17 protein-coding genes and 1 pseudogene are annotated in these 25,629 nt (G+C 48.6%); 7 read left to right on the top strand and 11 right to left on the bottom strand.

Features of this window, described 5'->3' with window-relative positions; translation table 11 throughout:
- Positions 1–80 precede the first annotated feature (80 nt).
- On the bottom strand, positions 81–446 hold the full coding sequence (locus IE105_RS14600; RefSeq protein WP_189499632.1) for a hypothetical protein: 366 nt from the start codon (positions 444–446) through the stop codon (positions 81–83).
- Between the two features lie 432 nt (positions 447–878).
- Between IE105_RS14600 and IE105_RS15725 the strand changes: the two are divergent.
- Positions 879–1,501: pseudogene (locus tag IE105_RS15725) on the top strand (tyrosine-type recombinase/integrase).
- Between the two features lie 97 nt (positions 1,502–1,598).
- Here IE105_RS15725 and IE105_RS14590 read toward each other — a convergent pair.
- The 10 genes from IE105_RS14590 to hsdR all read right to left on the bottom strand — a co-directional run bounded on the left by IE105_RS14590 (position 1,599) and on the right by hsdR (position 16,421).
- Positions 1,599–2,492: a TolB-like translocation protein gene (locus IE105_RS14590; RefSeq protein ID WP_189499631.1), complete on the bottom strand. Its 894-nt coding sequence runs from the start codon at positions 2,490–2,492 to the stop codon at positions 1,599–1,601.
- A gap of 230 nt (positions 2,493–2,722) precedes the next feature.
- A complete protein-coding gene (locus tag IE105_RS14585) occupies positions 2,723–3,664 on the bottom strand; it encodes a calcium/sodium antiporter (RefSeq protein WP_189499630.1) in 942 nt (313 codons plus the stop codon).
- A gap of 150 nt (positions 3,665–3,814) precedes the next feature.
- Positions 3,815–4,420 (bottom strand): exopolysaccharide biosynthesis protein, encoded by a 606-nt coding sequence (locus tag IE105_RS14580; protein WP_189499629.1) that lies wholly within the window; start codon positions 4,418–4,420, stop codon positions 3,815–3,817.
- 285 nt (positions 4,421–4,705) lie between these two features.
- Positions 4,706–6,109 carry a site-specific integrase gene (locus IE105_RS14575; RefSeq protein ID WP_189499628.1) on the bottom strand — a complete coding sequence of 468 codons (1,404 nt, stop codon included), beginning with the start codon at positions 6,107–6,109 and terminating at the stop codon, positions 4,706–4,708.
- A gap of 512 nt (positions 6,110–6,621) precedes the next feature.
- Positions 6,622–7,524, bottom strand: coding sequence for a DUF5655 domain-containing protein (locus IE105_RS14570; protein ID WP_189499627.1), 903 nt, complete (start codon positions 7,522–7,524; stop codon positions 6,622–6,624).
- A gap of 64 nt (positions 7,525–7,588) precedes the next feature.
- Complete coding sequence (locus IE105_RS14565) at positions 7,589–9,100, bottom strand: phospholipase D family protein (RefSeq protein WP_189499626.1); 1,512 nt, start codon at positions 9,098–9,100, stop codon at positions 7,589–7,591.
- Between the two features lie 33 nt (positions 9,101–9,133).
- Positions 9,134–10,990: an ATP-dependent nuclease gene (locus IE105_RS14560; protein ID WP_189499625.1), complete on the bottom strand. Its 1,857-nt coding sequence runs from the start codon at positions 10,988–10,990 to the stop codon at positions 9,134–9,136.
- Positions 10,990–12,603 (bottom strand): restriction endonuclease subunit S, encoded by a 1,614-nt coding sequence (locus IE105_RS14555; protein ID WP_189499624.1) that lies wholly within the window; start codon positions 12,601–12,603, stop codon positions 10,990–10,992. Before IE105_RS14555 ends, IE105_RS14560 begins: the two co-directional genes overlap by 1 nt.
- The gene (locus tag IE105_RS14550) at positions 12,603–14,078 is read right to left on the bottom strand and encodes a type I restriction-modification system subunit M (protein ID WP_189499623.1); all 1,476 of its coding nucleotides are present in this window, start codon (positions 14,076–14,078) and stop codon (positions 12,603–12,605) included. The genes IE105_RS14555 and IE105_RS14550 overlap by 1 nt, the downstream gene beginning before the upstream one ends.
- A gap of 3 nt (positions 14,079–14,081) precedes the next feature.
- Entirely contained in the window at positions 14,082–16,421 is a 2,340-nt protein-coding gene (hsdR, locus tag IE105_RS14545) for an EcoAI/FtnUII family type I restriction enzme subunit R (RefSeq protein ID WP_189499622.1), read from the bottom strand.
- 285 nt (positions 16,422–16,706) lie between these two features.
- On the opposite strand from hsdR, the gene IE105_RS14540 reads away from it, so the two are divergent.
- The 6 genes from IE105_RS14540 to IE105_RS14515 all read left to right on the top strand — a co-directional run bounded on the left by IE105_RS14540 (position 16,707) and on the right by IE105_RS14515 (position 25,374).
- Positions 16,707–17,498: a hypothetical protein gene (locus IE105_RS14540; RefSeq protein WP_189499621.1), complete on the top strand. Its 792-nt coding sequence runs from the start codon at positions 16,707–16,709 to the stop codon at positions 17,496–17,498.
- A gap of 494 nt (positions 17,499–17,992) precedes the next feature.
- Complete coding sequence (locus tag IE105_RS14535; RefSeq protein WP_189499620.1) at positions 17,993–18,523, top strand: bifunctional DNA primase/polymerase; 531 nt, start codon at positions 17,993–17,995, stop codon at positions 18,521–18,523.
- A gap of 214 nt (positions 18,524–18,737) precedes the next feature.
- Positions 18,738–20,246, top strand: coding sequence for an AICE element replication initiation protein (locus IE105_RS14530; protein WP_189499619.1), 1,509 nt, complete (start codon positions 18,738–18,740; stop codon positions 20,244–20,246).
- Positions 20,247–20,829: 583 nt separating this feature from the next.
- Positions 20,830–22,077, top strand: coding sequence for a site-specific integrase (locus IE105_RS14525; RefSeq protein WP_189499618.1), 1,248 nt, complete (start codon positions 20,830–20,832; stop codon positions 22,075–22,077).
- A gap of 484 nt (positions 22,078–22,561) precedes the next feature.
- A complete protein-coding gene (locus IE105_RS14520) occupies positions 22,562–23,818 on the top strand; it encodes a nucleotidyltransferase family protein (RefSeq protein ID WP_189499617.1) in 1,257 nt (418 codons plus the stop codon).
- Between the two features lie 542 nt (positions 23,819–24,360).
- Positions 24,361–25,374, top strand: a complete 1,014-nt coding sequence (locus IE105_RS14515) for a patatin-like phospholipase family protein (protein WP_189499616.1) — start codon at positions 24,361–24,363, stop codon at positions 25,372–25,374.
- The last annotated feature ends 255 nt before the right edge of the window (positions 25,375–25,629 follow it).

Below are 25,629 nucleotides of genomic sequence, written 5' to 3'. Positions count from 1 at the left end.
TCCGAAACGCAGGCATGCTAACAACGGGATGTTGTCACCCGTCGAATTTGAGATGACAGCAAAATGAAGTAGCAAGGTGTCTATAAAGCTAGGGGCACATCATTGTTTCCACCCAAGTCAACTTGAATGGTATCGTGAATTTCCCACGTAAAAATATTATAATAGACGGGCTGCCCCAGCAATGACCACCATGTAAAGTCGAGCTCGGCTTGAAGCATGAAGCCGTCAGAGGGAGGGGCTATCAAAGGATAAAGGACGGCGTTGAATTTTCCGCCTTCTTTATAGGCGACACTGGACCCGATCTGGGCAGCCGCTGTCGTAGAGTACATGCCGTATAAAAAGGCAATTAATAAAATAGCCTTTAATATGGTGCGGAAAATCATCACCTTGTCATCAATATTTCGCGTGCTTAGAGAGCATTTATAGACGTAAGCATATATATCCATTCGTGTAAATTCTAGGTTGGAGATAAAAAATTCTCTGCAGTCTGCTTGCAGGGGCGACAAATACTATAAAGTTGTCACTGCTTCCGCTTAGGTAGATAACTTCATTTACCCTAGTCCGCCAAGCTCAAGACCCAATTCGCCACCAACATGGCAACGATACCTTTAGCCATTCCAAACCTCCCAACTGGTAGGTATCACTGTCTGACGTCAGCGCTCATGGTACAGATTTAAGCTAGGGCTAAGGGAGACTTTGCTCACCTCCATCCTTATGGAGTGAAGCATGAGACAGACTAAATATGGCGTTCGGAGAGCGTCTGAGCGGCTTAAAATCGCCCCAGAACGGCCGCTGACTCACCACTCAGTGTCACCACTTATCACGTTTGGGAAGCTTGTGGCCCAAGCGTCGCATGGACATGGATTTTGGAGAAAACCATGTCACAGACACTAACAAACAAGATCTTTGGTAATAGCCAGATCGGAGCCCCTAGAGGTCAGAAACGTCCCCTCCGCCCGAGAGAAGTTTGGGCAATTAGGGCAAGGTTGGAAATGCTTGGGGAAGCACGAAATCTCGCACTCCTAAACCTTGCCATTGATAGCAAACTTCGGGGTTGTGATCTGGTCAGTCTTAAAGTGTCTGATGTCTTCTCTGCAGGGTCCATCCGCGAACGAGCCATGGTAATCCAACGGAAAACCTCGCGACCTGTTCAATTTGAAATCACGAAGCTCACAGCCGCGTCGCTGATCTCTCACGTTCAAACCGTAGGGCTTTCCAACGATGATCACTATTCCCGAGTCGCAATAAAGGAAGTGATCATCTTTCCACACGGCAATACCATCGCATTGTCGACAGTTGGGTCAGTCAGATAGGGCTCAAGGCTTCTGAATATGGAACACACTCACTCCGCAGAACCAAAGTCGCACAGCTCTATCGGAAAACTGGCAATCTTAGGGCTGTGCAATTGCTCCTAGGCCACGCGAAGATTGAGAGTACTATCCGCTATCTCGGCATCGAACTTGAAGATGCTCTGCAGATCTCGGAGGCCCTGGAAATATAATGGGAGGCCGTTTTGAGGCGATTTTAAGACACTGGCTGGGCGGTGAATTTGACGCAAGTGAATGAAACATATCACTTAGCTTAATGTACTCAGGTTATTATTTGCTTCTGAGGTTCTCAATAATCTGAGCATCCACCCAGAAAATATCTACATTTTCGTACTTGTCAGAGCCCATATTCCGAGTAAAAAAAAGATATTTTCCGTCTGGCGTCACGCTCGCAAACGCTTCCGAAGCTCCTGTGTTTATCTTGTCACCCATATTAATGGCATCGCCCCATGAGCCATCTTGCTGTCGATAACTAATATAGATGTCAGAATCGCCATATCCGCCTTCTCTTTCACCATCAAATATAAGGTAGGATTCATCTGGCGCGATTAAGGGGTGGAAGCTTCTTCCGCCATTAATTTTTTTGCTGAGCAGTTTCGGTTCTTCATGCTTTCCATCTATTAATCGTGAATAACGAATAGAACCAGTAAAATCAGGTTTGAACTCATCAAAAAAATAAGTACCTTTAGAGGAAGCCGTAAGGCGCATGATCGGCACGTCTTTGAAAGGGGATCCAAGGCTTTTTACCTCTGACCATCCGGCTTCGGTGCGCTCCTTATACCGCTTACCCAAGTGCATGGTCTTACCATCAGGAGAGAAAAAGGGTCGCCCCATCCTGGGCGATATAACGGATTCCTGCCACTGATTATTTTTGTATTGAAAAACGGTAGAAGTCATTTTTTCATATTTACCGCCCTCTCTACTGAGATAGAACTCTTTCATATCAGGAGTGAAGACACCGCTATATTCATAATCCTCTGTCGTAACAATGCCGGGAGCGAAAGCTTCAGGAATCAAGCCCGGCGGTTCTTGCCCGAGATAGAGCCAGTCAGTTGTTGAGCTATTTACGGCATTAATTGGGTCGGGGTCGGTTGCGGTTGAAACAGGGTCCTGAGAACATGCTGAAATTAGCAATATTAGGGTTAAAGTCGCGACTTTTTTCATTTCGTTTCCTTTTATCGAAATTTTCGATAACACGTTTCGTCAAGTCTTCGTTAAAAATTGCGTGAATAAAATTAGCTCACTGTCTTAAACTGGGCGTTTGAAGCCTCTGAACTGAGGGGCCGCTGTGGGGCGATTATAAGACACTGGAATTCAAACTATCTTTGAGCGTTTATAACCTCAACTCTAAGCCAAGGCTGACGTCAACCATTATTCCGGGCCTTTAAACTATATCACGCAGCAGCTGTTGCCCGAATAATTAGCCAGACAAGATAGACAATATATGCGGAAGTCAACGCCGCGCCTTCTAAGCGGCTGATTTTACCTTTAGTTAAAGCGAAACCAAACATGGCTGCAGTCGCAGCAACCAACACAAGTCCATCAAATATCGAGAAATTGGAACTTACTGTGATTGGGAATATCAGGCCCGTAATACCTAAAACGGCAAAGACATTGAAGATATTCGATCCCACAATATTACCGAATGCAATGGCATTTTCTTTCTTCACGCTCGCCACAAGAGATGCAGCAAGCTCAGGTGCTGACGTGCCAACACCGACGATTGTAATTCCTATAATGGCTTCTGAAACCCCAAACGCTGTCGCTACACCTACGGACCCTTTAATAAGAACACCCGCACCACCAACCAGTAAAGCTATGCCTATCACGACGAATATTGCAGCAATTGGCAGAGGGTATCGCACTTCTGGAATGTCGCCTTCAAGGCCTTCACGGTCGGATCGAAAAATGTTGAGGATATAAATCAAGAACAGCACACACAAAATGGCTGCGAATATCTGGGAAATACCTCCTAGCACAATGGCCACCAAACAAGCCACACTCGCTATCATAACAAAAAAGAAATCGCGCTTGAGACCCTCTTTCGGTGTTACCATTGGGTAGATAAGTGAACAAAGACCCAGAATAAACAGAAGGTTGACGATGTCAGACCCAAGCACATTCCCAAAGGCTATTCCGTCTGCGCCTTGAGCGGCCGCCCCAAAGGTTGCAACAAATTCTGGTAGTGAGGTGCCGAATCCAACTAAGGTTGCACCGATGAGCGCCTTTGACATTCCAAAGCGGTCGGCAACAGACACCGAGCCGCGAACAATGGCTTCTCCTCCGCCTACGAGAAGTAAAAGTCCAAGGATAATAAATGCAAAATCTACAAACATCGTCGCGTACACTTTTCTAAGTTATAGTTGTTAGAGAAAACAGCCAAGATAAGTCGTTTGCGTAACTTGTCTAGTAATTCCAAAAGGCTCACTTAGCCCCGCCCTAATTCTGTGCCACAGTCGGTGACGTCTGACACAGTGGCGGTCTCATCAACTAATCAATATTTTTATTATCTGATTGACAACGAGTACAGCGCCAAGGGACATTATCAGTCCTATGGCAACTGCTAAACCGTCTTTCTCAATGATGCCAAGGGATAAGACCAAAATACATAATGCTGGCCAAAAATTTGTGAGCGGAAAAGGCAGCATAATAAGAACAGATAAAGGTATGATAACGGCTCCAATTAGCCTTCGGCCTAAATCTTCTGTCATGAAAACGAAGCGAGGCTTTAACACCGCCTCTATCTTAGCAATTTTTGGGGCCGTCTTATACATGACAGATTTTATCTTTGTTCTTGAAAACGAATAAGCCAAAACCTTTTTAGGTAACTTTACTTCTGATAAACCCATTGCCATTTGCACGCCTAAAATTAGGAGTAATAATCCAGTTAGAATCGCATGCCCAAAAAGATTGGGGAGAAGACTAAGAATAGCCATCAATATCATTACCATACCAAATGCTCGTCCGCGCAGATATCTCAGCATTAATTCTAGTGATATGGCATCTTCTTGCGAAAGGTCAGATAACTCGATCATAATTTGCGATGTTTTCTTGCGGGTCCATTCCTGATGATCTTGGTCTTCATTTTTCATTTTGATAGAATATCACATAGACTTTATTTAGATAGCGGTCTTTTCGAATTTTGATCAATGAGAGCGATTTGAGAATGTTCTTAGGTGAAAGGTGTAGGGCGAATTCACAACTCCATCTGGGTTCTAATAAAAAAGCAAATTAAGCAACTTTCGAATACTGATTTTTCATTACTCAACGAGTGACTTATTTTGAGCGTTCTAAGCCTCTCGCGGGATGGCCGCTTTGCCCCGAAGCTGGCTTCCTCACGATAGAAAGTTAGAGCCTCAACGTGGGCCCTATTCCCATCAATTCTTTTTGTGAAAGACGCCCACAGAATATGGATGCGCGATCTTCAGAAGCTGATCGCGCCTGAAGGCGAGCGACCCCCCATCACCATATTTAGGCCTCTCGTCCGCATGACCCATGAGGATCTTGCGGAGCTCTGTATCAATCTCTGCCTCAATCATGCGCTTCTCAAACGAATGACGGAGCGAGTAAATGCGGTGACGTTTGGTGGGAAACAGATCCCGCGCTCGAAACGCCTTCATCAAGGCCTGCGAAAGAAGATCATTGCGGTCGTAATAGTGTGGAAACCCGTTGGGCGCTTGCCGCATGGCGTCCAACGAGACGCCCACAAGAGGAATTTCACGGATGGACGAAAGGGTTTTGATCTCGCGACTATCCGTCGGCGTAATCCTAATGTGGGGGACCGCAACATCAAGCCGAATATGCTCTGGTTGGAGGTTCGCAATTTCGCTGGGACGGCAGCCTGTCTCAATGAGCGCGTAGAGGATCATGCGTGCCTGCTCATTCAAATCGTCAAACAGTCCAGGCACCAGGATCCGGTCACGGACCCAATCTGTCTCGAACGGCGGCGTTGCATTCTGGCGCGTCTTCTTGGCGTCGTCCTTAAACGACAATCCTCGGAACGGGTTTGGACGATCCTCCTCACCGATGTGATTAAAGTAGGATGAGTATAAAACACGCATATTCCCGATATCGCGATTAGCCGTGTTTGCTTTGACGGGCTTAGCCCCGTTGGCTGGGGCAATCCGTCCTGCCCACCACTTGCGGTAAGCCAGACCGTCTGCCCGTTCGATCTCTCGCATCGGCTTATCGCCAACCAGATCAATGAAATACTGAATCCCGCGTCGCTTGGTCTTAAGCCAAAGCTGTTTCTGGTAGGGGGACTTTGTTGCGAGATCTCCTAGCGCAATCTCATCGCAGTACCGCTCAAAGGCATCCGAGACCTTGGCTGCTGGCAGAGGCACACCGCCCAACATTGCTACGGCCTCCGCTTTGACAAACGGCTCAGGTGTGCCCTGACTGACCTGTCTAACCGCTTCAATGCGGTCCATGAGCTCGCTGAGCCCTACAGTCTCCACAAGGCGCTCTACGGGCGCGTAGACGAAGCCTCGCGCCATGGCGCGGGAACACGCCGCCGCATACTGGCGGTCTATCGCTGAGCGCACCCGACGACGCGTATCGGCATCATCGGTCTCGCCCATCGAATAGGCGGTCGTTGTCCAGAAGTCGTCATCAGCCTTTTCGAGGGCATCGCGCCGCATCCGGGCGACTTCCCAGCTCTTTGTCTTGAGAGAGGTTCGAATGAAGGTGCGGGAGTCGTAAGATTGGAACCGCTTTGGGACGCGGCGCATGTAATACAGCCGGCCACGCCGGTTCATGATGTGTCGGTCCTCGTCGCGCATGACCGCTCCATTCAGTGTCGCAATAGTATCCCGTTTTGTTACTCAGTTTTGAGGTGATCTCAAGTCAAAAGAAAAGGGTTCCCTAAGGAACCCAATATAATCAATGATTTAAGGTTGATATTCTTCAAAACAACTGGAGCGGGCGATGGGATTCGAACCCACGACATTCAGCTTGGGAAATGATAAATTGGGATGTTTGCTTACTGGACTACAATCGACAATTGGTAACGAAACTGAAGCAAATACGCACTCGAAAACCGGGAGTTGTGCTCGAGGGTATTCCTGAAATTTTCTGAAATATCGTGAAATTCACTTGAATTAAGATTGCTCAAGAACTCGTAACCACAAGGTAACCGTAGGATCGTCTCCGCTAGTGATTTTTCACTAGAGGAAATGAAGTCGGGGACCACAATGGGATGCTCCTTGCTTCCACTTTTACGGACCAAAGTGGCTGCAAAGGTAGGGGCACATCAGACTACCTGACTGAGGGCCACTGTCGAAAATTCAACTCATCATGAACCTTCGTAACTTTTTCTGATATACGGCATCACGATATCAATGTCATCTACACTTGTAATCGTAACTTCTAAATCTCCAGTACCAAAATGGCCAACTTCACGCACATCTCGGAAGATTTTGTTCTGTTCGACAGTGTCGGGGTCGACCTTTAAGTAAAGTCGAATAACTCCAGTGCCGACATTACGTTTCACTTCCATACAAGCGAAATTCTGGATGCGTTTATACGCAAAATAGAATTTTGTAGCTCGTTGTTGGACATCATCGCCGAGAGACATCAGAGCTGCGTCGACATCTGCATAGAGGTTCCGCAGCGTGTCATTCGCCGCGGCAAGATCTTCAGAAACAGTCCTATATAGCGTCACCCCGATAGTTGACTTCGCTTTTGCGTTTGCAGATTCCCCTGACGTGGATGTGAGCTGATCAAGGAGAAGCTTATCGTCATCAAATAATGCAAAACGGATCAATTCAATATTTCGAGGCATCTGCTTTACCGCGAAAAGATCATATTTTTTAAAATCACCTGCAATGCAAATCAGCCGTGGCTCGGACCAGTCGATCGTTTTAGCTACATCCGTGCCTAGTGTATCTCGAACCATTAGCTCAAACGCTGCCTGGTGATCCATCAACCAATTGAGGTAAAATAGACCTTGATTGATAACATTCTCATCACTCTGTCGCTTGTACTCTATGATCACGGGATAGCCGTTCTCATCGATACCAAGTGTGTCCATGCGCCCATCCTGAGTTGGAAACTCACTGGCAAGAAATCGAACGCCCAACAATATTTCGAGATTTTGTTCAAATATCGTTTGCAACCGCTTTTCAAGTTTCAAAATCGTCGACGGCAAAGCCGTTACATTTAACCCTTGAACGTCGAATAGTTTTATATCACCCATTGTTCCCCAGCCCAGCCTAAGTACGTTAGGTACGCTTTCCAAAACGGAATTTCTAAAACTCCTGTCATGCAGGCGAAGAATTATCTTGCTTCAGCCAAATGGCATTAGAACTCTCCATTGTAGCTCGCAGAACGTCGCCAACCTTGAAATTTGCAAACTTCCAATCTTGAAACACTTCGTCCGTGAAAATCCTAGGGTTATTTCTATTCGCGGCATACCTCGTCGATTTGGCTTTCGAATGAATTCTTGTGGTGCCTAAGAACAAGTCAATAGGGCTGCTTGCCAAAGCAACGCCATGCTGAACGGGCGGATTGAAGTAAGAGTTTTTGTAGTATGTCTTCTTGAGCTCAATTTGGAATTCTCTTGGGTATTTTGAGGGTGGTTTGGTTGGAATGTGCAAAGTCGCAATCTCTTCTTCCCCGATAATTCCGTGATGTGTTTTTTGCTCTTCGAACCTTTGGTTTAGCCACTCATAGGCAACATCCGTTAGCTGTACTCCGGGAGCCTGTTGGTAAGCTTTTAACGGGTTGAGATTCCCATGTCCCTCAATGAGGTTCCGTTGCGTTGACATATAGGTATTTGGCCCAAACTTTGCCTCTAACTCACGAAGTGAAACGCCACCGCCTATTTCACCGTCAAGAAATTCCGCATCGTAGACACGAATATACTTGCCCCATATCGACCGCCAGTCATGAACAGCAATGTCTTCAGGCGTGGCAACGTCCCGAACTTCGTCATGGGCTATACTCAAGGCGCGTCCGAAAATGATAATATCGTTCGGATCAGACACCATCCTTGAGACGAACATTACGTCTCCGTCTTGTGGTTGACGCGGTGTTTTACTGTTCGGATATCCCAAGGACCAATGCGCTCCGGAACTTTCTAACTCCTCAAATGTCGTTCGCGACCTTAGCACTCTGTTGGTCCCCTCGCCCAGAAACTTTACGAATGATTGAAATTCCAGTGGGTTTTCTAAAAACTCCGGTTGGTCGTTTTGGGACGTAGGCACTGAGGGATTTGGGGGTTTTTGTGTGGTAAGCTGGCGACCTAAATCCGGCAAGGCATCACCGTCGCCAGGCTTCTTGCTGCCCCCGGCGACTTTTTTGCGTTCGACGACGTCTTTCCATTCATTCGTATTGTCATACGACAGGATGGGTTCGTTCTCGTCCCAGAGACAATCGAAGTAGTCGTGGCAAGACGCTATCAGGGCTCCATCATCTAACCCGCAGCCGAATTCGAAATTAGTCTGCATTCCACCACATGTGAGGTTTGCTGACGTCACCAAGGCGTGTTTGTCACCGTAAATGTAGAGCTTAGAATGTAGCTTGCTTATGCCCTGAACTTCTGCACCTTGGGATATTAAGAACTCTAGAGCCTCAATGTCGCTCACGCCCTTGTAGAAGTCCTCAAGGTTATACCTTGTGATGACCTGAATATCCGACGGGCGAACGGCATCGATAAGAATCTTTGCAGCCTTCAGCTTTACAAAGGGGCTGACTATTCTGAGGCGACCTTCAGCCTGCAAATCAACCTTAGTGAACTCAGATTTCCAGTTTTTATCAATAACTTTAAACAAACTTATCTCCCACTAAGTCTCTTTCGTAAACGGTCACGGCGAAATAGTATCTGAGATGAAATCGAATATAGGGCGGAGTGGTTCGAAATATAGCCTGTCAATAGTCGGAATAGTCACCTCCGCGAATTCACGCTTTCTTCCTGCCGCCGCAGTGAATTCAATCAAATTACCCTGCCTATTCATCACTTGGCGAAATCGCCCCTTAACTTCAGGACATGCATAAAACAGGTGCTCAATCGTCATCAGAGATTGGTTACCATAGTGGTCGCCAGCATCGTTGATGACCTGACGCCGGACGATTTCAATGTCCGGGACCGGTAGTAGCATTCCGTAGTGCTGACTGTTTTCCCGACGTTTTACCAACCCTGCGGCCAAATCCTCCTGCATGAGCGTGCCGAACTGAAACCAATCATCATAAGCTTTATCGAAATCAAACAATGCAAAAAGAGTGCGGCCGTGATGCGCCTCTTTAAAGGTTTCATCTTTGAATAGAAACCGAAGGAACTTACACCCGTTGCCGCTTTCAATTACGAATGGCATATTTTCGTCCGGAAAGAGTTTTGCCCATGCTGTTTTAAGGATCAACCTATCCGTTGGACCCTCAGTGAACAATATAGGGCTATCATGGTGGAGTATGACTTGCTCTATATCGAGGCGTAATTCGTCTTCGGTAAATGTGATAAGCCCGGCTGATAGATCGGTAATGACCTCCGATTTATCTCTTTCGCTGGCCACGACACCGTCATCGCCGCGCTCTAAGACCCTAAGGCGGGTTTCGACATTGGCGGCTATAGTTGATGCGCTATGTGTGCTCATTAGGAAATGGTTAGAACACGCGGCCTGGTCCGAGATTTGCTTCATTTGCTCTAGAAATTCGAACTGCCATTCAGGATGTAGAAAAGAATCAGGCTCGTCCAACAGCGTTAGGCATTCGCGGCTTTTGAAGAGCTCCGATATTGCGAAGAGGTAGACTGATTGGAACTGACCGTCACTGAACGCCTTTGAAGACACTTCGGCAGCATGGGCAAGCCTGATTGGAATATAGATGTCTTCGATCATATCAAACGCCCGAAGTGTGTTGAATAGACAGAAAACATCGTCATCTGTCGTGTCAGCGAACACCTGCCTGAACTTTTCTATATTGATCGGTAAATTGTATTGGTCCGCCTCTCGGTCATACAAAGAGCCAAGAGTATCAAAGCTAAGTATGCAGCCTTTAAGTTTTTCCAAAAAGTCGAAGGTAACGCCCTTTGCGCCCCAATAAGCGTTATCTTCCTCAAACGGGTCAAAATATTTCTTTTTGGCGACATTGGATGGACGCCTTAAAACAAGCGTTGCCGTCTCCATGATCTCTTGAATATCGAGCTTCTTACACAATATCTGGCGCGCAGGATTGTCTTCGGGCAGCATAAGCATTTGCGCTAGCAATGTCGATTTGTAGTCCGGCCCGATACCGATGAAATTGGGTAGGCTGGCCACGCTTTTTCGTCCGGCGCTGCGGCGATAGGCGTTGCGGTAGCGGCGTATCAGATCCGTAATCGTCTCGTTCTGACCCGAGTAGTAGATAATGATGTTGTCGGGGAGCTGGAACGTCCGCAAAGTCTTTAGGGTTTTTCCGCCTTTTGAAGGGCGAAGTTCAATGCCGTCCCAACTCACGTCGTATTCGACTCCCGCAATCTCCCAGGAAATATGATACGAGAATGTTGGCGGCGAGATGTGTTTTTTCAGATTATAGAGGTGATCAAATGCCTCAACGATAGCCTCGAGGAAGTTGGACTTCCCGGAGCCGTTTTTTCCCACCAAAATGTCGATGAACTCAGGGCCATCAAAGGTTATGGTTAGGTCGGAAAGGTTCTTATACCCCTGAATTCTGACGCTTTTGAGCCGCATTAAGAAACACTCACATGGTGCACAACACTCTCGGCGAGTTCGACTTTAAGGGATTCTGAGGTGCGGATGCTTTTGAGGAGGTCATCGCAAAGAGCCAGTAAGTTCTCGAATATATCTACCAGTCGCTTCTGTTCCCTCACTTCAGGAACAGGAATAGTCATTCCGCCTAGTGATTTCATGCTGGCATTTGCTTGATTAGCCGTTCCGGTAGAGTTGTCAAAGACAGGATCGAGCACAAAATTTGAGGTTAATGACAATAACAAATAGTCGGGCAGGCAAGTCTTTGAGCGTATCCTGCAAATGCGCTGATTCAGGAACAATTTCCGATCATTCAATACCTCTTCAGATATTTTTACTGAGTATAAGTAGTCTCGTTTTCCTTTGGTTCCTGTCATTGACATTATTATGTCGTCGGTAGCCAGCTCTACTTTTTTCGATTCATCTGCATCTGGTTCAGAGATAAAAACCGCATTGTTTTTCAGGCGTAATTTTCCAGGACTCATATTACTCATCCGGATTACCTGATTGCTGCCCTGTTTCAAAAAAACAGAACTTTTAAATGCCATTCCACTCTGTAAATCTGCGATTTCTGATAACCGGCATGTTTTCCAAGTGCTATCGTTAATTCTGCTAAAATATCCCTTCGTTAACAAGTCGAGAACGGTTGCTTTCAACTTCGAAACACTCCCCTCTGTCGTGAACAGTGCATCGAAATGGGTGCTGAGGGCAGTCCAGTTTTGGGTTAGGACGTTTGCGTCCTTGCTTTCGACTAGGGTGCGAAGGAGCGCGTCGACGAGCTCAGCATGGCTTTCGCGCGCGGTCTCTGTCTGCGCCTCCAAATCATCAATCAACCCCATCAACTCATCGACCTTAGCGACGATTCGTTGTTGCTCTTCAAGCGGGGGAAGAGAAAACTTCAGTCCAAGCAGGTCGGGCAACTTAATCCCCTTAACCGTTAACCCTTGGCCTGTGATGACTTGATCTTTCATCAATAAATACATGAATTCTGAGTCAATAGAGCTCGGCAAAAAAAGAGCTCTCAAATCTTGGTTGATAGCCAAATCAACCCTATTGATTGAAAGCTGGCCCAAACCCATTCTCGTAACAACTATCAAACAGCCAGAAGGAACTAAGTTAGAGGAACTGTTCGCAAGACCCTCGCATGTAATGCTATCCTGAGTGCATGTAACGTATTTTTCCTTGCCAATATCTTTTACGCTGGCCCAAGGGATATCTCCGTTCCAGTATTTAGACACGGTTTTCGAGGGGGTTCCACCTCCTAAATGACCGAGAATACAACTACCCAAATTGGTTGCCAACCATGTTGATTTAAGGCCAGGATCACTGCCGATGTTTGTAGTAGCGGTCTTCTGTATTTTGAACTCATCATAGTTTAGTCGCTCAACCCCTATTGAGGCTAAGAGTGCCCCGGCATCGCTGTCGGACGGCAAAGAATGCGTCAGTTTTCCCCTGACCGCTAAGCTAATTAATAACTGTCGCATTCCGTTTAGACCGAGGTCAGACTTTTTCGATTTCGCTCCTCGGCCACGGTTTGGTTTATGTTCCGTTGCCCCCACCCAAACATCTAAGTGATCAATCGCATCCAACCCCATTACGTCGCCAACGCTTCGGCTAAAATAGATTTCAGTTGTGCTTGAATGGTTACTATGTTTTCTCGCGCCTGTTTATACTCAGGTAGGATTTCATCAGGAGTTCGTTTGCGGGCTTCAACTCTATTTGGGTTTGACAGATCTAGATTATAGCCTCGTTTTTCAATGTCCTCAGCCGTGACCTTCCAAGCATGCACGGTTTCTTTGCGGTCCTTGAACCCGTCTGACTCATCACCCCACCATTTGATCAACGGCTTCATTTCTTCAAACTTCATGGGCTTGGTTTTATTATAGGCTTTCACGCCCTTGGGTAAGGTGTGCTCATAGAACCAAATATCCTTGGTTACTTCGCCTTTAGTGAAGAACAGAATGTTAGTCTTAATGCTTGTATAAGGCGCAAAGACGCTGTTGGGCAGGCGCACGATTGTATGTAGATTACACTCCGTCAGCAGCGCCTCTTTGAGTCTAGTTTTTACGCCTTCACCAAAGAAGAAACCGTCTGGCAAAACAACCGCTGCGCGGCCATGTTTCCTCAAAAGCCTTATGATTAAAGCCATGAACAAGTCAGCCGTCTCGCGCGTACGGTAAGTGGTTGGGAAATTGTTCTCTATCCCGTCCTCTTCCATGCCGCCGAAGGGCGGGTTGGTGATGATAACATCAACGCGGTCTTTGTCGCTGTAGTCCTTGTAGGGACGTTTCAGGGTATTATCGTGGCGTATGCCTGTTGGTGTGTCGATTCCATGCAAAATCGCGTTTGTGACGCAGAGCATATAGGGGAGCGGTTTCTTCTCGACGCCCGAAATCGACTTGGCCAGTTTGGCTTCATCACCTGAGGACTTAACGTCATTGTCCCTGATATGCTCGATAGCATTCACAAGGAAGCCGCCCGTCCCGCAGGCGGGGTCAAAGATTTTTTCACCAAGGCGTGGATTGACCCGATCAACGATAAATTGGGTGACGGCGCGCGGCGTGTAAAACTCACCTGCATTGCCTGCACTTTGAAGATCGCGCAGAATTTGCTCATAGATGTCGCCGAACATGTGACGGTCATTGGAGCTATTGAAATCAATCTCGTTAATCTTGTTGACGACCTGGCGCATCAATTGGCCGGACTTCATATAATTAAAGGTGTCTTCAAAGACGTCGCGAATGACTTGTCCGCGTCTGCCGACATCGCCTTGAATTGGCATCTTGTCTTGTAAGGCTGGGAAAAGCTGCGCGTTTACAAAGTCCAGCAGCGCTTCACCTGTGATGCCTTCACTATCGGCCGCCCAATTTCGCCAGCGTAGATGCTCCGGAATTGGGGATTTAAACATGCCGTCATCGTCTAAGATTTCGAGTTCTTCCTCGCGGTCGTCGAGAATTTTAAGAAAGAACATCCACGTTAGCTGACTGATACGCTGTGCATCACCATCTACACCGGCGTCTTTGCGCATGATGTCTTGGATCGCTTTGATAATGCCGGAGACATTGCTCATAAATCAGCCTTCTTTGTAAATCTGGTTTTCAAGATCGCGAATGGCATCTTCGTAACCTGATTTGCCTCCAAAGGCATCGCGAATGATCTCAACGGGCGTCCCAATATCTGCAAAGGGGTCGAGTTTTAGGACCTTGGTGTTTTCGATAGTTTGAACGCCTTGGTCCGCGTATTTTTCCAGCAGCGCCTCTAAGACAGCCCTTGCCTTATCGCCATACTTGGCAAAATAATTCCTCTTTCTGACGTTTTCTGCGCGCTCTTTGCGGGTCAAAGGCGGAGCATCATATGCAATATGCGCCAAGAGGTCGAAGGCGTCCAAGTCTTGACCCGACTCTTCCGCGAGATTTTCCAAAATGATGCCGTGCTCTTCAAGTTCCTTGATGATGGCTGTCTTCTTATCGGCTTCACTCCATCGTTTCAGGAACTGATCGAGGGATTGATATTCTTCAGTGATTTTACCTTTGGCGTAGTCACGATAGGACTCTGTGATGAGCTCTCCGTCAGGGCCATAATACTCAATACGGCGAGCAATAATGCGCGCTTCGACTTTCCCAAGTCTGATTTTGCGAACGCCGGGTGTGTCATCTCCGTCGTCATCGTCTCCGTCATCCGGAGGTGTGCCATCTGGTGGAACCGGGCTCTCGCCACCCTCAGGCTTAAATATAACAACCGGCTCGCCATCGAAATCAGAGTCTTTGAAAAGCTCTGTAGCTTTCTTGAAGTCCATAATGGTGAAGAACCATTTGTTGTGTTCTTCATCTACACGGGTGCCCCGTCCGATAATCTGCTTGAAGCTAGTCATGGATGAGATGTTTTTGTCCAAGACTATGAGCTTGCACGTTTTGGCATCTACGCCAGTCGTGAGCATTTCCGATGTGGTCGCAATGACCGGAAACTTGCTCTCAGGATCGATGAAATTGTCGAGCTCGGCCTTGCCCTCTACACTGTCACCGGTGATTCGCATGACATATTTAGGGTTATCGACGGCAAGTTTACCTGCCGCATTAACAATGGCTTTGCGCATTCGCTCTGCGTGATCGATATCTTCACAGAATATGATCGTCTTTGAGAAAGGATCAGTCTCGCGCAAGAATTGAATCACAGTCTCGGCGACCAACTTAGTGCGCTTGTTTAAGACCAAGATGCGGTCCATATCTTTCTGATTGTAAATGCGGTTTTCGACGTCTTCACCAAGATCGTCTTTCATACCCGGCGGAGGCAGCCACCCCAGCACGTCTTTATCGATATCTATCTTCACCACCTTGTAAGGTGCTAAGAATCCGTCCTGTATGCCTTCTTTCAGGGTGTAAGTGTATATGGCCTCACCGAAGTAAGTGCTGCTGGAGACGTATGTTGTTTCTTTCGGCGTTGCGGTTAACCCGAGTTGGATAGCGCTGTCGAAATACTCCAATATTTCCCGCCAGGCGGAGTCTTCTGAGGCACTGCCTCTATGGCACTCATCGATAACGATTAGATCGAAGAAGTCCCGAGACACAGTCTTGAAAGCCTTGTCTGCCTCATCGGGTCCTGTAAGCGATTGGTATAGGCCAAGGTGAATTTCATACGACGGATCGATTTTACGGTTCTTAATCTTCGTCATCGCGCTGCCAAAAGGCTTAAAGTCGTTCACCAACGTTTGGTCTACTAAGATATTCCGGTCAGCTAAGAATAATATCCGCTTTGCGCGGCGAGCCTTCCACAGACGGTATATGATTTGAAAAGTCGTGTATGTCTTGCCGGTCCCTGTGGCCATAACCAACAATATGCGGTTTTGTTCTTTGGCTATGGCCTCAATCGTGCGGTTAATGGCTTCCGTCTGATAGTAGCGCGGTTCTTTACCCGACGAGTCCACGTAGTAAGGTGATTGGATTAGCTCGCTATGATCATCTTTAATGCCGCGAAAGTTTTTATAGCGATTCCAAAGCTCTTGTGGTGCGGGAAAGTCGCTCATACCGAACTCTGTCTCGATGTTCTTGCCTGCGGCGGGCACCTTGTTGTGAGACGCAAAGGCATCGCCGTTTGAGCTAAACGCACTGGGAATATTCATTATCTCAGCATAGCCAAGTGCCTGCTGCATTCCGCTACTGACAGTGTGTTTGTTTTCCTTAGCCTCAACTACGGCGATAGGCGTGCCTAAATCCTTGTAAAGAACGTAATCAGCAAACTTCTTCTTCTTTTTGTTTCTTGAAGATAGGTTGCCACGAACGATAATTGGGCCGGGAGTCAGCGTTACCTCACGGCGAACTTGGGTCTCATCGTCCCACCCTGCATTGCGGATCGCGGGGGTGATAAACAGAGCGCGGACATCAGCCTCTGAAAGTCCTAATTTATTTTTCTTATCCATTTAGATACTCAACAGCCCTTTCAGTTACATCTTGCGGTGTATCTGTATCTTCTCCAACAGGAAAGTGACCTGCTCCTGACCTTATCGACCGTTTTGCTCGACAAAATTAGGAGTGAATAGAGGCCCGAGGAAACGCCCGGCCATCGAAGCAATGATAAAAAAACGCCGTCACCAGCGTCACCGCCGTCACGTTGACCATCTCCCAATCGCCTTTATAGAAAATCATAGAGCCTTCTTGTCAATAAAGTGACTATTCTTGTCGGCCAAAACGCCTAAATTGAAGGGATGAAACACGCTGACGGCTCGCCGAACTATCTGAATCATCTGCAACCACCCTCAGACGATGAAATTTGGTCGCAAATCTCAGACCGCTTCAGTGACCTCAGAGATTATTTTGAAGTCATGCGCTTGGAAACCCGGGACGAGGCTGTACACGAAACATACCCTCGTTGGCATGATCGAGAGATCGGTTTTGAAGTTCGCTCTTGGAACCTAATCCAATTCAGAAAATCCGATGACCATGAAGGACTGGAACGCGCATTTGAATGCGGACGCGGTCTCATACAGGCCATTCATAATAGTATAAAGAAGCAAGAGCTCTCGCCTTCGTTCTTTCAACAATGGGGTATGTTTTGCGAGTGTGCTGGCGTTGTCAGCTCTGCCTATTTTGCTCAGGGTCATGACGTTGTGCAGGATCAACAAGCCATCGCTGGGCGAAAGAAAAGTAAAGACCCTCAATTGAAATGGTATTTACATTTTAAAGCAAAGCTGAGCGCAGACTACGAACACGGTGTTAAGGAGGCCAACTCTGAAATCCTGAAGGTGATCGCCATGATACTGACTGGGGAAATTGAGCCTCCAGAACTGTTTTCTCACGCATGGTTTAAGGCGCTAGTGAGCAATCGATCTTTTCAAGGATTGTCTGTGACCGGGTCCTCTGATCACGAGCTCAAGTTCTCAAGCGTTATCACTAAGAATACAAATACTAAGAAGAACCCTCGCGCAAAAAATTTGTTCTTGGAGAAAAGTTCTAATGGAATTCAGATACCTAGCGTCGATTTGAAGGACTATTACTAAATTTCCTCCCTAGGGTGGCTAGCAATCACCTTATGCTGAAATTCTCTATCAGTTAAATCATGGCCACGGTCGAAGGCCTTCGATCTCAATTCTAAATTGAGAAAGAAAATTATGACCAAATACGAAGATAAATCAGCGGAACGTCTCATGACGGTTCCGAAATTTTGCGAAAAGCATGGGTTAAAACCTCATGCAGTTCGTCGAGCTATACGGGACGGCCTTGTCCCAGCCTATACTTTTGTAGGTAATCGGCGGCTCGTGAGGCCGTCTGAGGTCCTCGCAGAAGTTAAACGTCTCCAGACTGGAGGTGGCGCAGATGTGTAGCCCTTGCTCCCTCCAGGACTTCGCAAACATGAAAGGCGTGTCCCTAAGGGCGGTCCATGACGCACTCATAAGCGGCCAACTCCCTATTCGTAATGACGAAATGGGATTTCCTTATCTTTGCCGTCACGACAACATAGGTGACCGCCCCCATTTTAACCCCGGGGGCCGCAATGTCTGACCGTATATATAATGAATGGGCACACATTTACCGGGCGCTAGGCCTTGAGCCTCGCCCCGTTACGCCGGGAACTAAAGCGGCAAAACTTCGTGGATGGCAGAAGCCGGACACGGAGATCGGACAACGCATTGTTGAGAGTTGGGACGACAAGTATCGAGCCTTTGGCATTGGCCTTCGCATGGGGACTCCATTGCCCGGCGGGGGTCGTCTTGGCGCACTGGACATTGACCACGATAGTTATGTCCGCCCCATGGAGGGCCTTCTCGGCAAGATCGTTTCGGGCCGAATAGGTTCCAAAGGGGCGGTCATCTTTGTTCGTGTCATGGGCGATCTGCCTAATAGCAAGTTCAAGGTCAAAGGCGAAGCAGGGGCCGAGTACGGGCAGGTCGTTGAGTGTTTATTCAATAAAACATTCTGCGTCATCCCGCCAACAATCCATCCCGACACTAACCAACCTTACCGCTGGATCGGCACACCTCTTCACGAGGTCGACTTCAGCCTACTACCCAGAATTGGAGCATAAAATGCAATCCCAAACATCTATCAAACTCATCAAAGAAATTGCCACGTGTGAGCATGTCCCCGCGTTATTAAAAGGCGAAGACACGCATGATCCAGCGTTAAAATTTGTCGCCAACCTATCGAAATACACGAAGGACCCAGACCTTGTTGTAAGTATCGTCGCGGCCTGTCTACCGCCCGACTATGGCGGCGATACTCTGCGCGAAGTTCCAGGAATGCTTGAATGGGCACTGGAACATTCGGACGCACCCAAGCAAAAAAGGAAGACGCAATTTGATTTGCTCATAGAATTTTTTACCGCCAACAACATCAACCTCATTAAAAATCAGGATGATAAGGGCTGCCTTCAAGTACCTATTCTGGACGGTGGCCACGATGTTTTTGTCATTAACAGTAAACGCGGCAAGCTCTTCGTGCGGCGAGTATTGTATGAGCAGTTCAAGTCTAGCCCGAGAAGCAATGACCTTTCAGATCTCGTAAACACCCTCGATTCCATCGCCATATTTGAGGGCGAACATCACGAGTTTAAGCTTCGGGTTGCTTGGGAAGGTGAGGATGTCGTCGTCGATATAGGTGATGAGAAGCGTTCCATTATTATTTGCACAAAGGATGGTTGGACCGTTGGCTATTCAAGCCAAGTCATGTTTTTGCGCCGCGAGGGATATAGAGCGTTGCCGACGCCAACGAAGGGTGGGAACTTAGAGGGCCTGAGAAACCTTTTGGGCATCCGCGAGGATCACGTCTGGCATTGCTTTCTCGCCTTTATCTTGAATGTATTTCGGCCCGATGGGCCATACTTCTCCCTAATGATTGACGGGGAGCAGGGTAGCGGAAAGAGCTTCTTAAGTACGGTCATCAAACGCATCACCGACCCGAACCAAGTCGAAAAGTTGCGCTTCCCGAGAAGCGATCGGGACTTGATGATTCAAGCATCAAAGTTCTTCCTTATCATCTTCGACAACGCGTCCGGTGTGAAACAGGCTCTGTCAAATACACTGTGTTCAATTGCGACTGGCGGTGGGTTTGCCACGCGAATGCTTCATACCGATGACGATCTTATGATTTTCAATGTCTGCCGCCCCTTCATCATCAACGGAATTGGAGGGTTTGCTTATAATCCCGACTTGTTGGAACGCGGTATCCATATGAGCCTTTCCGCGATGGACCCGGATAAACGTAAAACCGAGAAAGAACTTAACGCCGCGCTGGAAGCCATGCTCCCCGGCGTTTTAGGAGTTTTCATGGACGCGGTTGTGATGGCTTTGAAAAATCACTCCACAACCGCAACGCCAAAAGGCATCCGCATGTCTGACGCCGCGAAATGGGTGGCAGCCGCTGAACCTGCGTTCGGGTTGGTAGAGGGAACTTTTGTCAATGCGATGAGGCAGAGTCAAAACGAAACAATGGGCCGTGTCGCTATCGACTCGGCATTGGGACAAGGCATAATCAAGCTTCTCAAAAAAAGTGACGGCCAATTCTCAGGTGGACACGCGGAGCTTCTTCAAGCTCTGATTGACGTGGGTGCGAACGAAAGCCGTGATCCATTTTTCCCAACGTCAAGCAGCCGATTGTCATCTGAACTTTCGAAACTGTCCCCTGCCCTGAAAAAAGCAGGGATCGTCGTTGAAAAACTTCCACGGCAAAACACAGGCAGTCGCATTCAGATCCGCTTTGACGGTACTGTCGACTATCATGAAGATGATGCGCCTAACCGTGAGTTCTAGTCAAATGTAGACAGTGTAGGCGGTGTAGGCGGATGTCGACCTTCTCCATCATCGACTGGCGCGCGCGCCACGCGGCATGGCATCCCGTGCCGCAGCTACACTGTCTACACCCTCTACATTCAATACCCTATGATCAGCGGAGCCGGATGGGCATGCCTAACTTCCATACTAACACCATAACGGAACATGCGACTTCGTGGAATGATGGGTCCCTGATTGCACCCCTACCATTTATACCTCGTCCCCTATGGGGTATATTGCGCGGCGAAAGGCCGGGCGCTGGGTCGATGCCAGTTTTCCGGCGGCAAGCTATGACGGCGCTCGTTGTCGTTTTAGACGGGCGTTACGGCAAGTCCGTTCGACTATCACGATCCCGCTCGAAATCCCGATATTTAGCTAAGCAAGATGATCGTCGCCCTGCCCTCAATATCCACGAGGGGGCCGTCCGATCATATCAAGAATATCTGAAACATAGTCGGAGTGCATGGTCGCTGCGCTCGGTTACAGTCGTGGTTACCGCGAATAATTGCGGGGCAATTTTCGCTGTGTTTTTCTGCGGGCTAATAATCATAGGAGCCCGATTATGAGCCAGTCTATCAACATCACCCGCCGGACGCGCAGGCGAAAGCTCAAGGACGGATCAACGACAGAACAAATCCGCTACGTGGTCAATTTCAACGACCCCGAGACCCGTAAGCGCGCCCAGAAATTCTTTGAGAAGCGCCGCGACGCGGAGGCCTTCAAACAGAACCTCATTGTCGACATCCGAAGCGGCGAGTATTTTGCCCAGCGGGAAGATGTCACCGTGGCGGATGTCGTCGAGTTATGGTTGTCTGCACGCGAGGGGAAGATCAGGCCAAACTCGATGCGACACCACCTGAGCGTCCGTCCGCTCATCCTCGGACCCCTTCTGCGCCACGCGACGCCGCGCCAGAGGTCGGACCACACGCGGTCCGGGATCATGCCGGAAGGGGCTAAGCTTATTCCTCTGTTAGCCGACATCAAAATTCAGGACCTCTCGACGTCTGAAATCCGCCGCTGGTACAATCTCATTGAAAAGGAAGTTGGTGCTCATTCGGCCAAGCGCGCCAAGCTCATGCTGCGGTCGGCTTTAGAGCTGGGTGCAGAAGACTATAACTATCGTCCGCCCGCCATGCCGAAGATCATTAAAGCCCGGTCCAAGCCGAAGAAGACGCTACTCAAGCCGGATGATATTGCCCAGTTGCTCGATCACGCCGACGGCGACCCGGTGCGCGGGATGTATTATGCTTTTCCTTTCCTCTCGGGGACACGGCCTTCGGAACAACTGCCGCTACGCTGGGAAGACGTGGACTTCGATCAAAACATCATCCGTATTCATCGAAGTCAGGACCAGACCGGCCAAATCTACGCCACTACGAAGACCGACGCGGGTACCCGTGACCTGCCTATGTCGCCGCGCCTGCGGTCAATGCTATTGCAACATCGCCTGAATTGCACCCGCAAGGACGGAAAGCTCGACTTGGTGTTTCCGGGCCTTGGCAAGGTGCAGCCTTGGCCACGGCCTCGAATGGGCGGCGGTGGGCAGCTACTTTACCCGAATTGGCTGACACGGTTCTGGAAGCCGGGTTTGACGGCAGCAGGCGTGCCTTACGTCACGCCGCATTCCGCTCGCCATGCCTTTGTATCGAACCTTCAAGCGGAAGGTGTTGAAGTCGGGCTGGTCGCTAAAATCGTCGGTCATGCCAACGCACAAGTGACACTGGGACACTACACGCAGGCCGTGCGAGGCGGGGCCGATGCCGTGGCGAAGCTGGACGCGGCCTATCGCATTGGTGGCGCAGGCGCATGATTCAGCTCATTCTGATGGGAATCGTCATCCCAATCATTTTGGAACACTTCTTCGACTAGCCAATCACCGAGAGCGCGGAGCGGGCGACGGAGGGGCATCGGGCCGTCGCCGCTATGATCATCGCCCGGCATCGCCTCATCGCGCTCCCGTGTACCCGGGACGGGACGCCTCCGCATATAGGTAGGCCCCCTCTATGCGCGCGCGTCGACGAGCTCGCCCGAGAGAGGCTGACCCCCATCTCTGCACGCTCATTAGGGCGTCTCTCACCGGGTCACGAGGGGTAGGGTGTGATAGTGGAATAGATCAGATTAACGCCGCCCGGAAAAGGATGTCTGCGTCGGGTCCCGGGGACCCGCGTCGCTAACCTGATAGGTGCGTGGACGGGACGGGCTTGTTGGGTTGATCGCCTTAGCGGGCGTAAACCCTTGAATTCGAGAAATTCGTTCCCATTTCGTTCTCAAATATGTCGAAAGGAACATTACTCGTGGGATTACAAATTATTGATGGCTTAGAAGCTGAAGACGAGTACCTGATCGAAGTAGCTCGCCAACTTCAACTTACAAAAACCGAAAACGAGAATAATAAGAGTCGATACGAAGGTCTCGCTAAATTTGTCGACGGACCCGGGTCCCCGTTCGAAGATTTAGTCAGCGACGTCAAACCATCTGGATCGAACGCGATACACGCCGCGATCCGTGGACTAGTCTTGGAAAATATGCCTGACGTCGACGGCATCGTTATCCTCGATATTGCACCTGACGAAAACCCTCGTGTCGTCCAAGAGAGATTAATTATGGCGTTAACGCGTGGAGGCGATGACTCCGACGAAACTTATCGCGGGTGTAAAGTCGAGCCGAATTCACGATGCGCCACAGTTCACTATGAAGATGGTTCGACTGTGGACCTGATGCCCGTTGTAGTCACCCACGATGACGAAAAATATCCGATTATGAACTTGTTTCATTACAAGGCTGAAAGTGGACACGACGAAAGCTATCATAAGACAATCAGCCCCGTTGGTTTCAAGGCCGCTGTGCACGACCGTCTGGAGCAAGAACCGAAGCGGTTGATCAACGAAACGCTCGCAAAAGCATTTGGCGACCGCCAACTTTTACTCGAAAAAGCGGCTGTCGAGTCCTTGCCCGAGCCAGAGGCATTTAAAGACAAATCCCCCCGTATTGTAGCTCTGCAACTGATTAAGCGTTTCCGAGACATCCAATTTTCGACGACAATTCGGAAGCAACGTCGAAAACCTCCATCGGTCGTCTTAGCTACGCTCGCCTTAGAGGCCAACTTTACTCATACTAACAGTCTTATGGAGGAGACCCTCCATGTCGTACGTTATATCATTGGCAAACTTGAGACCTCGCATAATTTGGGCATGAATATCGATGTCCGTAACCCCGGCTACAATCAAGATATTTTAACTGACCGTTGGCCTGAAGGCGGAACTGACGATCAAGCTATATTCCTTTCAGATATGAAGAAAATGGAAGAGGGCTTAGTGATACTTCGCGATACGACGGATCTAAAAAAACGAGACAAACTCTTACAGTCACTTTTCGGAGAGTCTGTATCTCGTAAGGCATTGGATGCCGTTATGGAACGCAAACAGGCCGGACGTGACGCAGGTCGCATGATGATCAACGGTCTTGGCTCAACATCGGTTATGCCGAGAGGGTCATCTACAGGTCTCGGCGTTGTATCGTCTGCACGTCGCTTTGGTGGTCCCGACCAATAAGGAGGTCGAGCGTCAGCTCGATCTCATTCGACAACACTTTGAGTTCTCTCAAGCCGAACGCCACGGTAGTCATGTTTACATATCAATCGCGATTGTCATTCACGGCGAGGTTATCGGTTTTCAAATGTTCTCCGCCGAGAGATTGTTGCTTCCAAACGGAGATTTGGTTGCTGCGAGCAGTTGGTTCGCACCTATGGACCAACCTGTTTCGCGCCATTGGTCGAAGCCATTAGTCAAATTTTGGCAGGAATGCCATTACGGGTGGTCAGATTGGCGGATTTATTCTGTACCTCATACCTATCTTCCAAGTATTGCGAACCCAACAGAACGCCTGCTTTTTTGGATCCAAAATTGCGAGGTTTCACCACTCTTGCTGCGTACGCAAGAGCTAAGCGCCTGCGCTTGGCCTAAGTCGTTGCATGAAACAGACTTTAACTATTTCGAGTTCGCAAAATTAGCTGCGTCTTGGTTCGAACCTTACATATTTTGGAAGGTGACAGGAAAATGGATGGGCGGCGGTGATTTACATAGGAGAGAACACGATGTTGAAAAAATACTCAAAAAAGAGGTCCGACGGAGCTATTTCACATCGACGGGAGGCACAGCATTGGCCGAATGGGAAGCCGTTTCGGATCCTAAGTATCGACGGTGGCGGCATACGTGGTATTTTACCAGCGCAGATCCTGAAATTAGTAGAGAGCGATTTATTAGGCGGTGGCAAGATATGTGATCATGTGGAAATGATATGCGGAACGTCCACGGGAGGTATCATTGCCGCAGGTCTTGGATTGGGTATTCCAGCCGATCGCATCCTTTCCCTTTACCTTGATGAAGGAGAGGAAATTTTTCCGCTGCAGCGATTTTCAGAGAAAGCCCTCCGTGCAGCGCGAGACGTTCCGTTCCGTGACAGGCGTCCGCTGGATGAAAAGTTAGCTCGTGAGTTTGAAGGCCTAAGTTACGGGGAAAGTAAGGCTCGTCTAGTTATTCCGTCATTCGACGAGAATGTTGAACCGAATGTTTGGAAAACAGACCATCATCCAGATTATCAACGTGACTGGGACCTACCCGCGAATGCGATTGTGGCAGCGACATCTGCAGCCCCGATCTATTTCGCAGCAAGTTTGGCCGAAGACCGTGTTCAATGGGATGGAGGTCTTTACGCTAACAATCCTTTGATGATGGGGCTGGCGGATACATTGGCTTGCTACGATATCGATAGAGGGGATATTGAAGTGCTCTCACTTGGATGCGGCCAGTCCAAATTGGAGACTCCAGCAGCGGACGCTGGCGTTCGGAGTTGGGCCTTGAATTTACTTGGTACGGCTAGTTCTCTCCAAAGCCACGATTGCCTTGGGCAAGCCGGACTATTGATCGGTAAAGACTCACTTTGCCGAATAAACCCAGCGGTTGAAGTAAAAATTGAATTGGATGATTACAAAGGTGCCGCACAACATCTTCCGTCCTTGGGAAGCCATTCATTCAAAAACTGCAAAAGCGAACTTCGAAACTTCTTTTCAGCGAACGCTGATCCACGTGAACGGCACTACACGATTTGAGAAAGTGAAAAGGCTGCTCCCCTGAGTTTAATAATTGTCTTACGACCGCTAAGCTCCATATTAGTCATCAAACGGCTTTTACCGCAGCATTGCATAAGCTGAAGTTTGACTTGTTCTCCATGAGAACATCGACATCACGCAAAAAGGCGTTCTGATGTGCCCCTAGCTTTATAGACACCTTGCTACTTCATTTTGCTGTCATCTCAAATTCGACGGGTGACAACATCCCGTTGTTAGCATGCCTGCGTTTCGGAT

Source organism: Algimonas arctica, from assembly GCF_014652695.1.
Taxonomy (GTDB): domain Bacteria; phylum Pseudomonadota; class Alphaproteobacteria; order Caulobacterales; family Maricaulaceae; genus Litorimonas; species Litorimonas arctica.
Note: the sequence above shows the minus strand (reverse complement) of the source record. Positions and strands in the feature narration are given on the sequence as shown.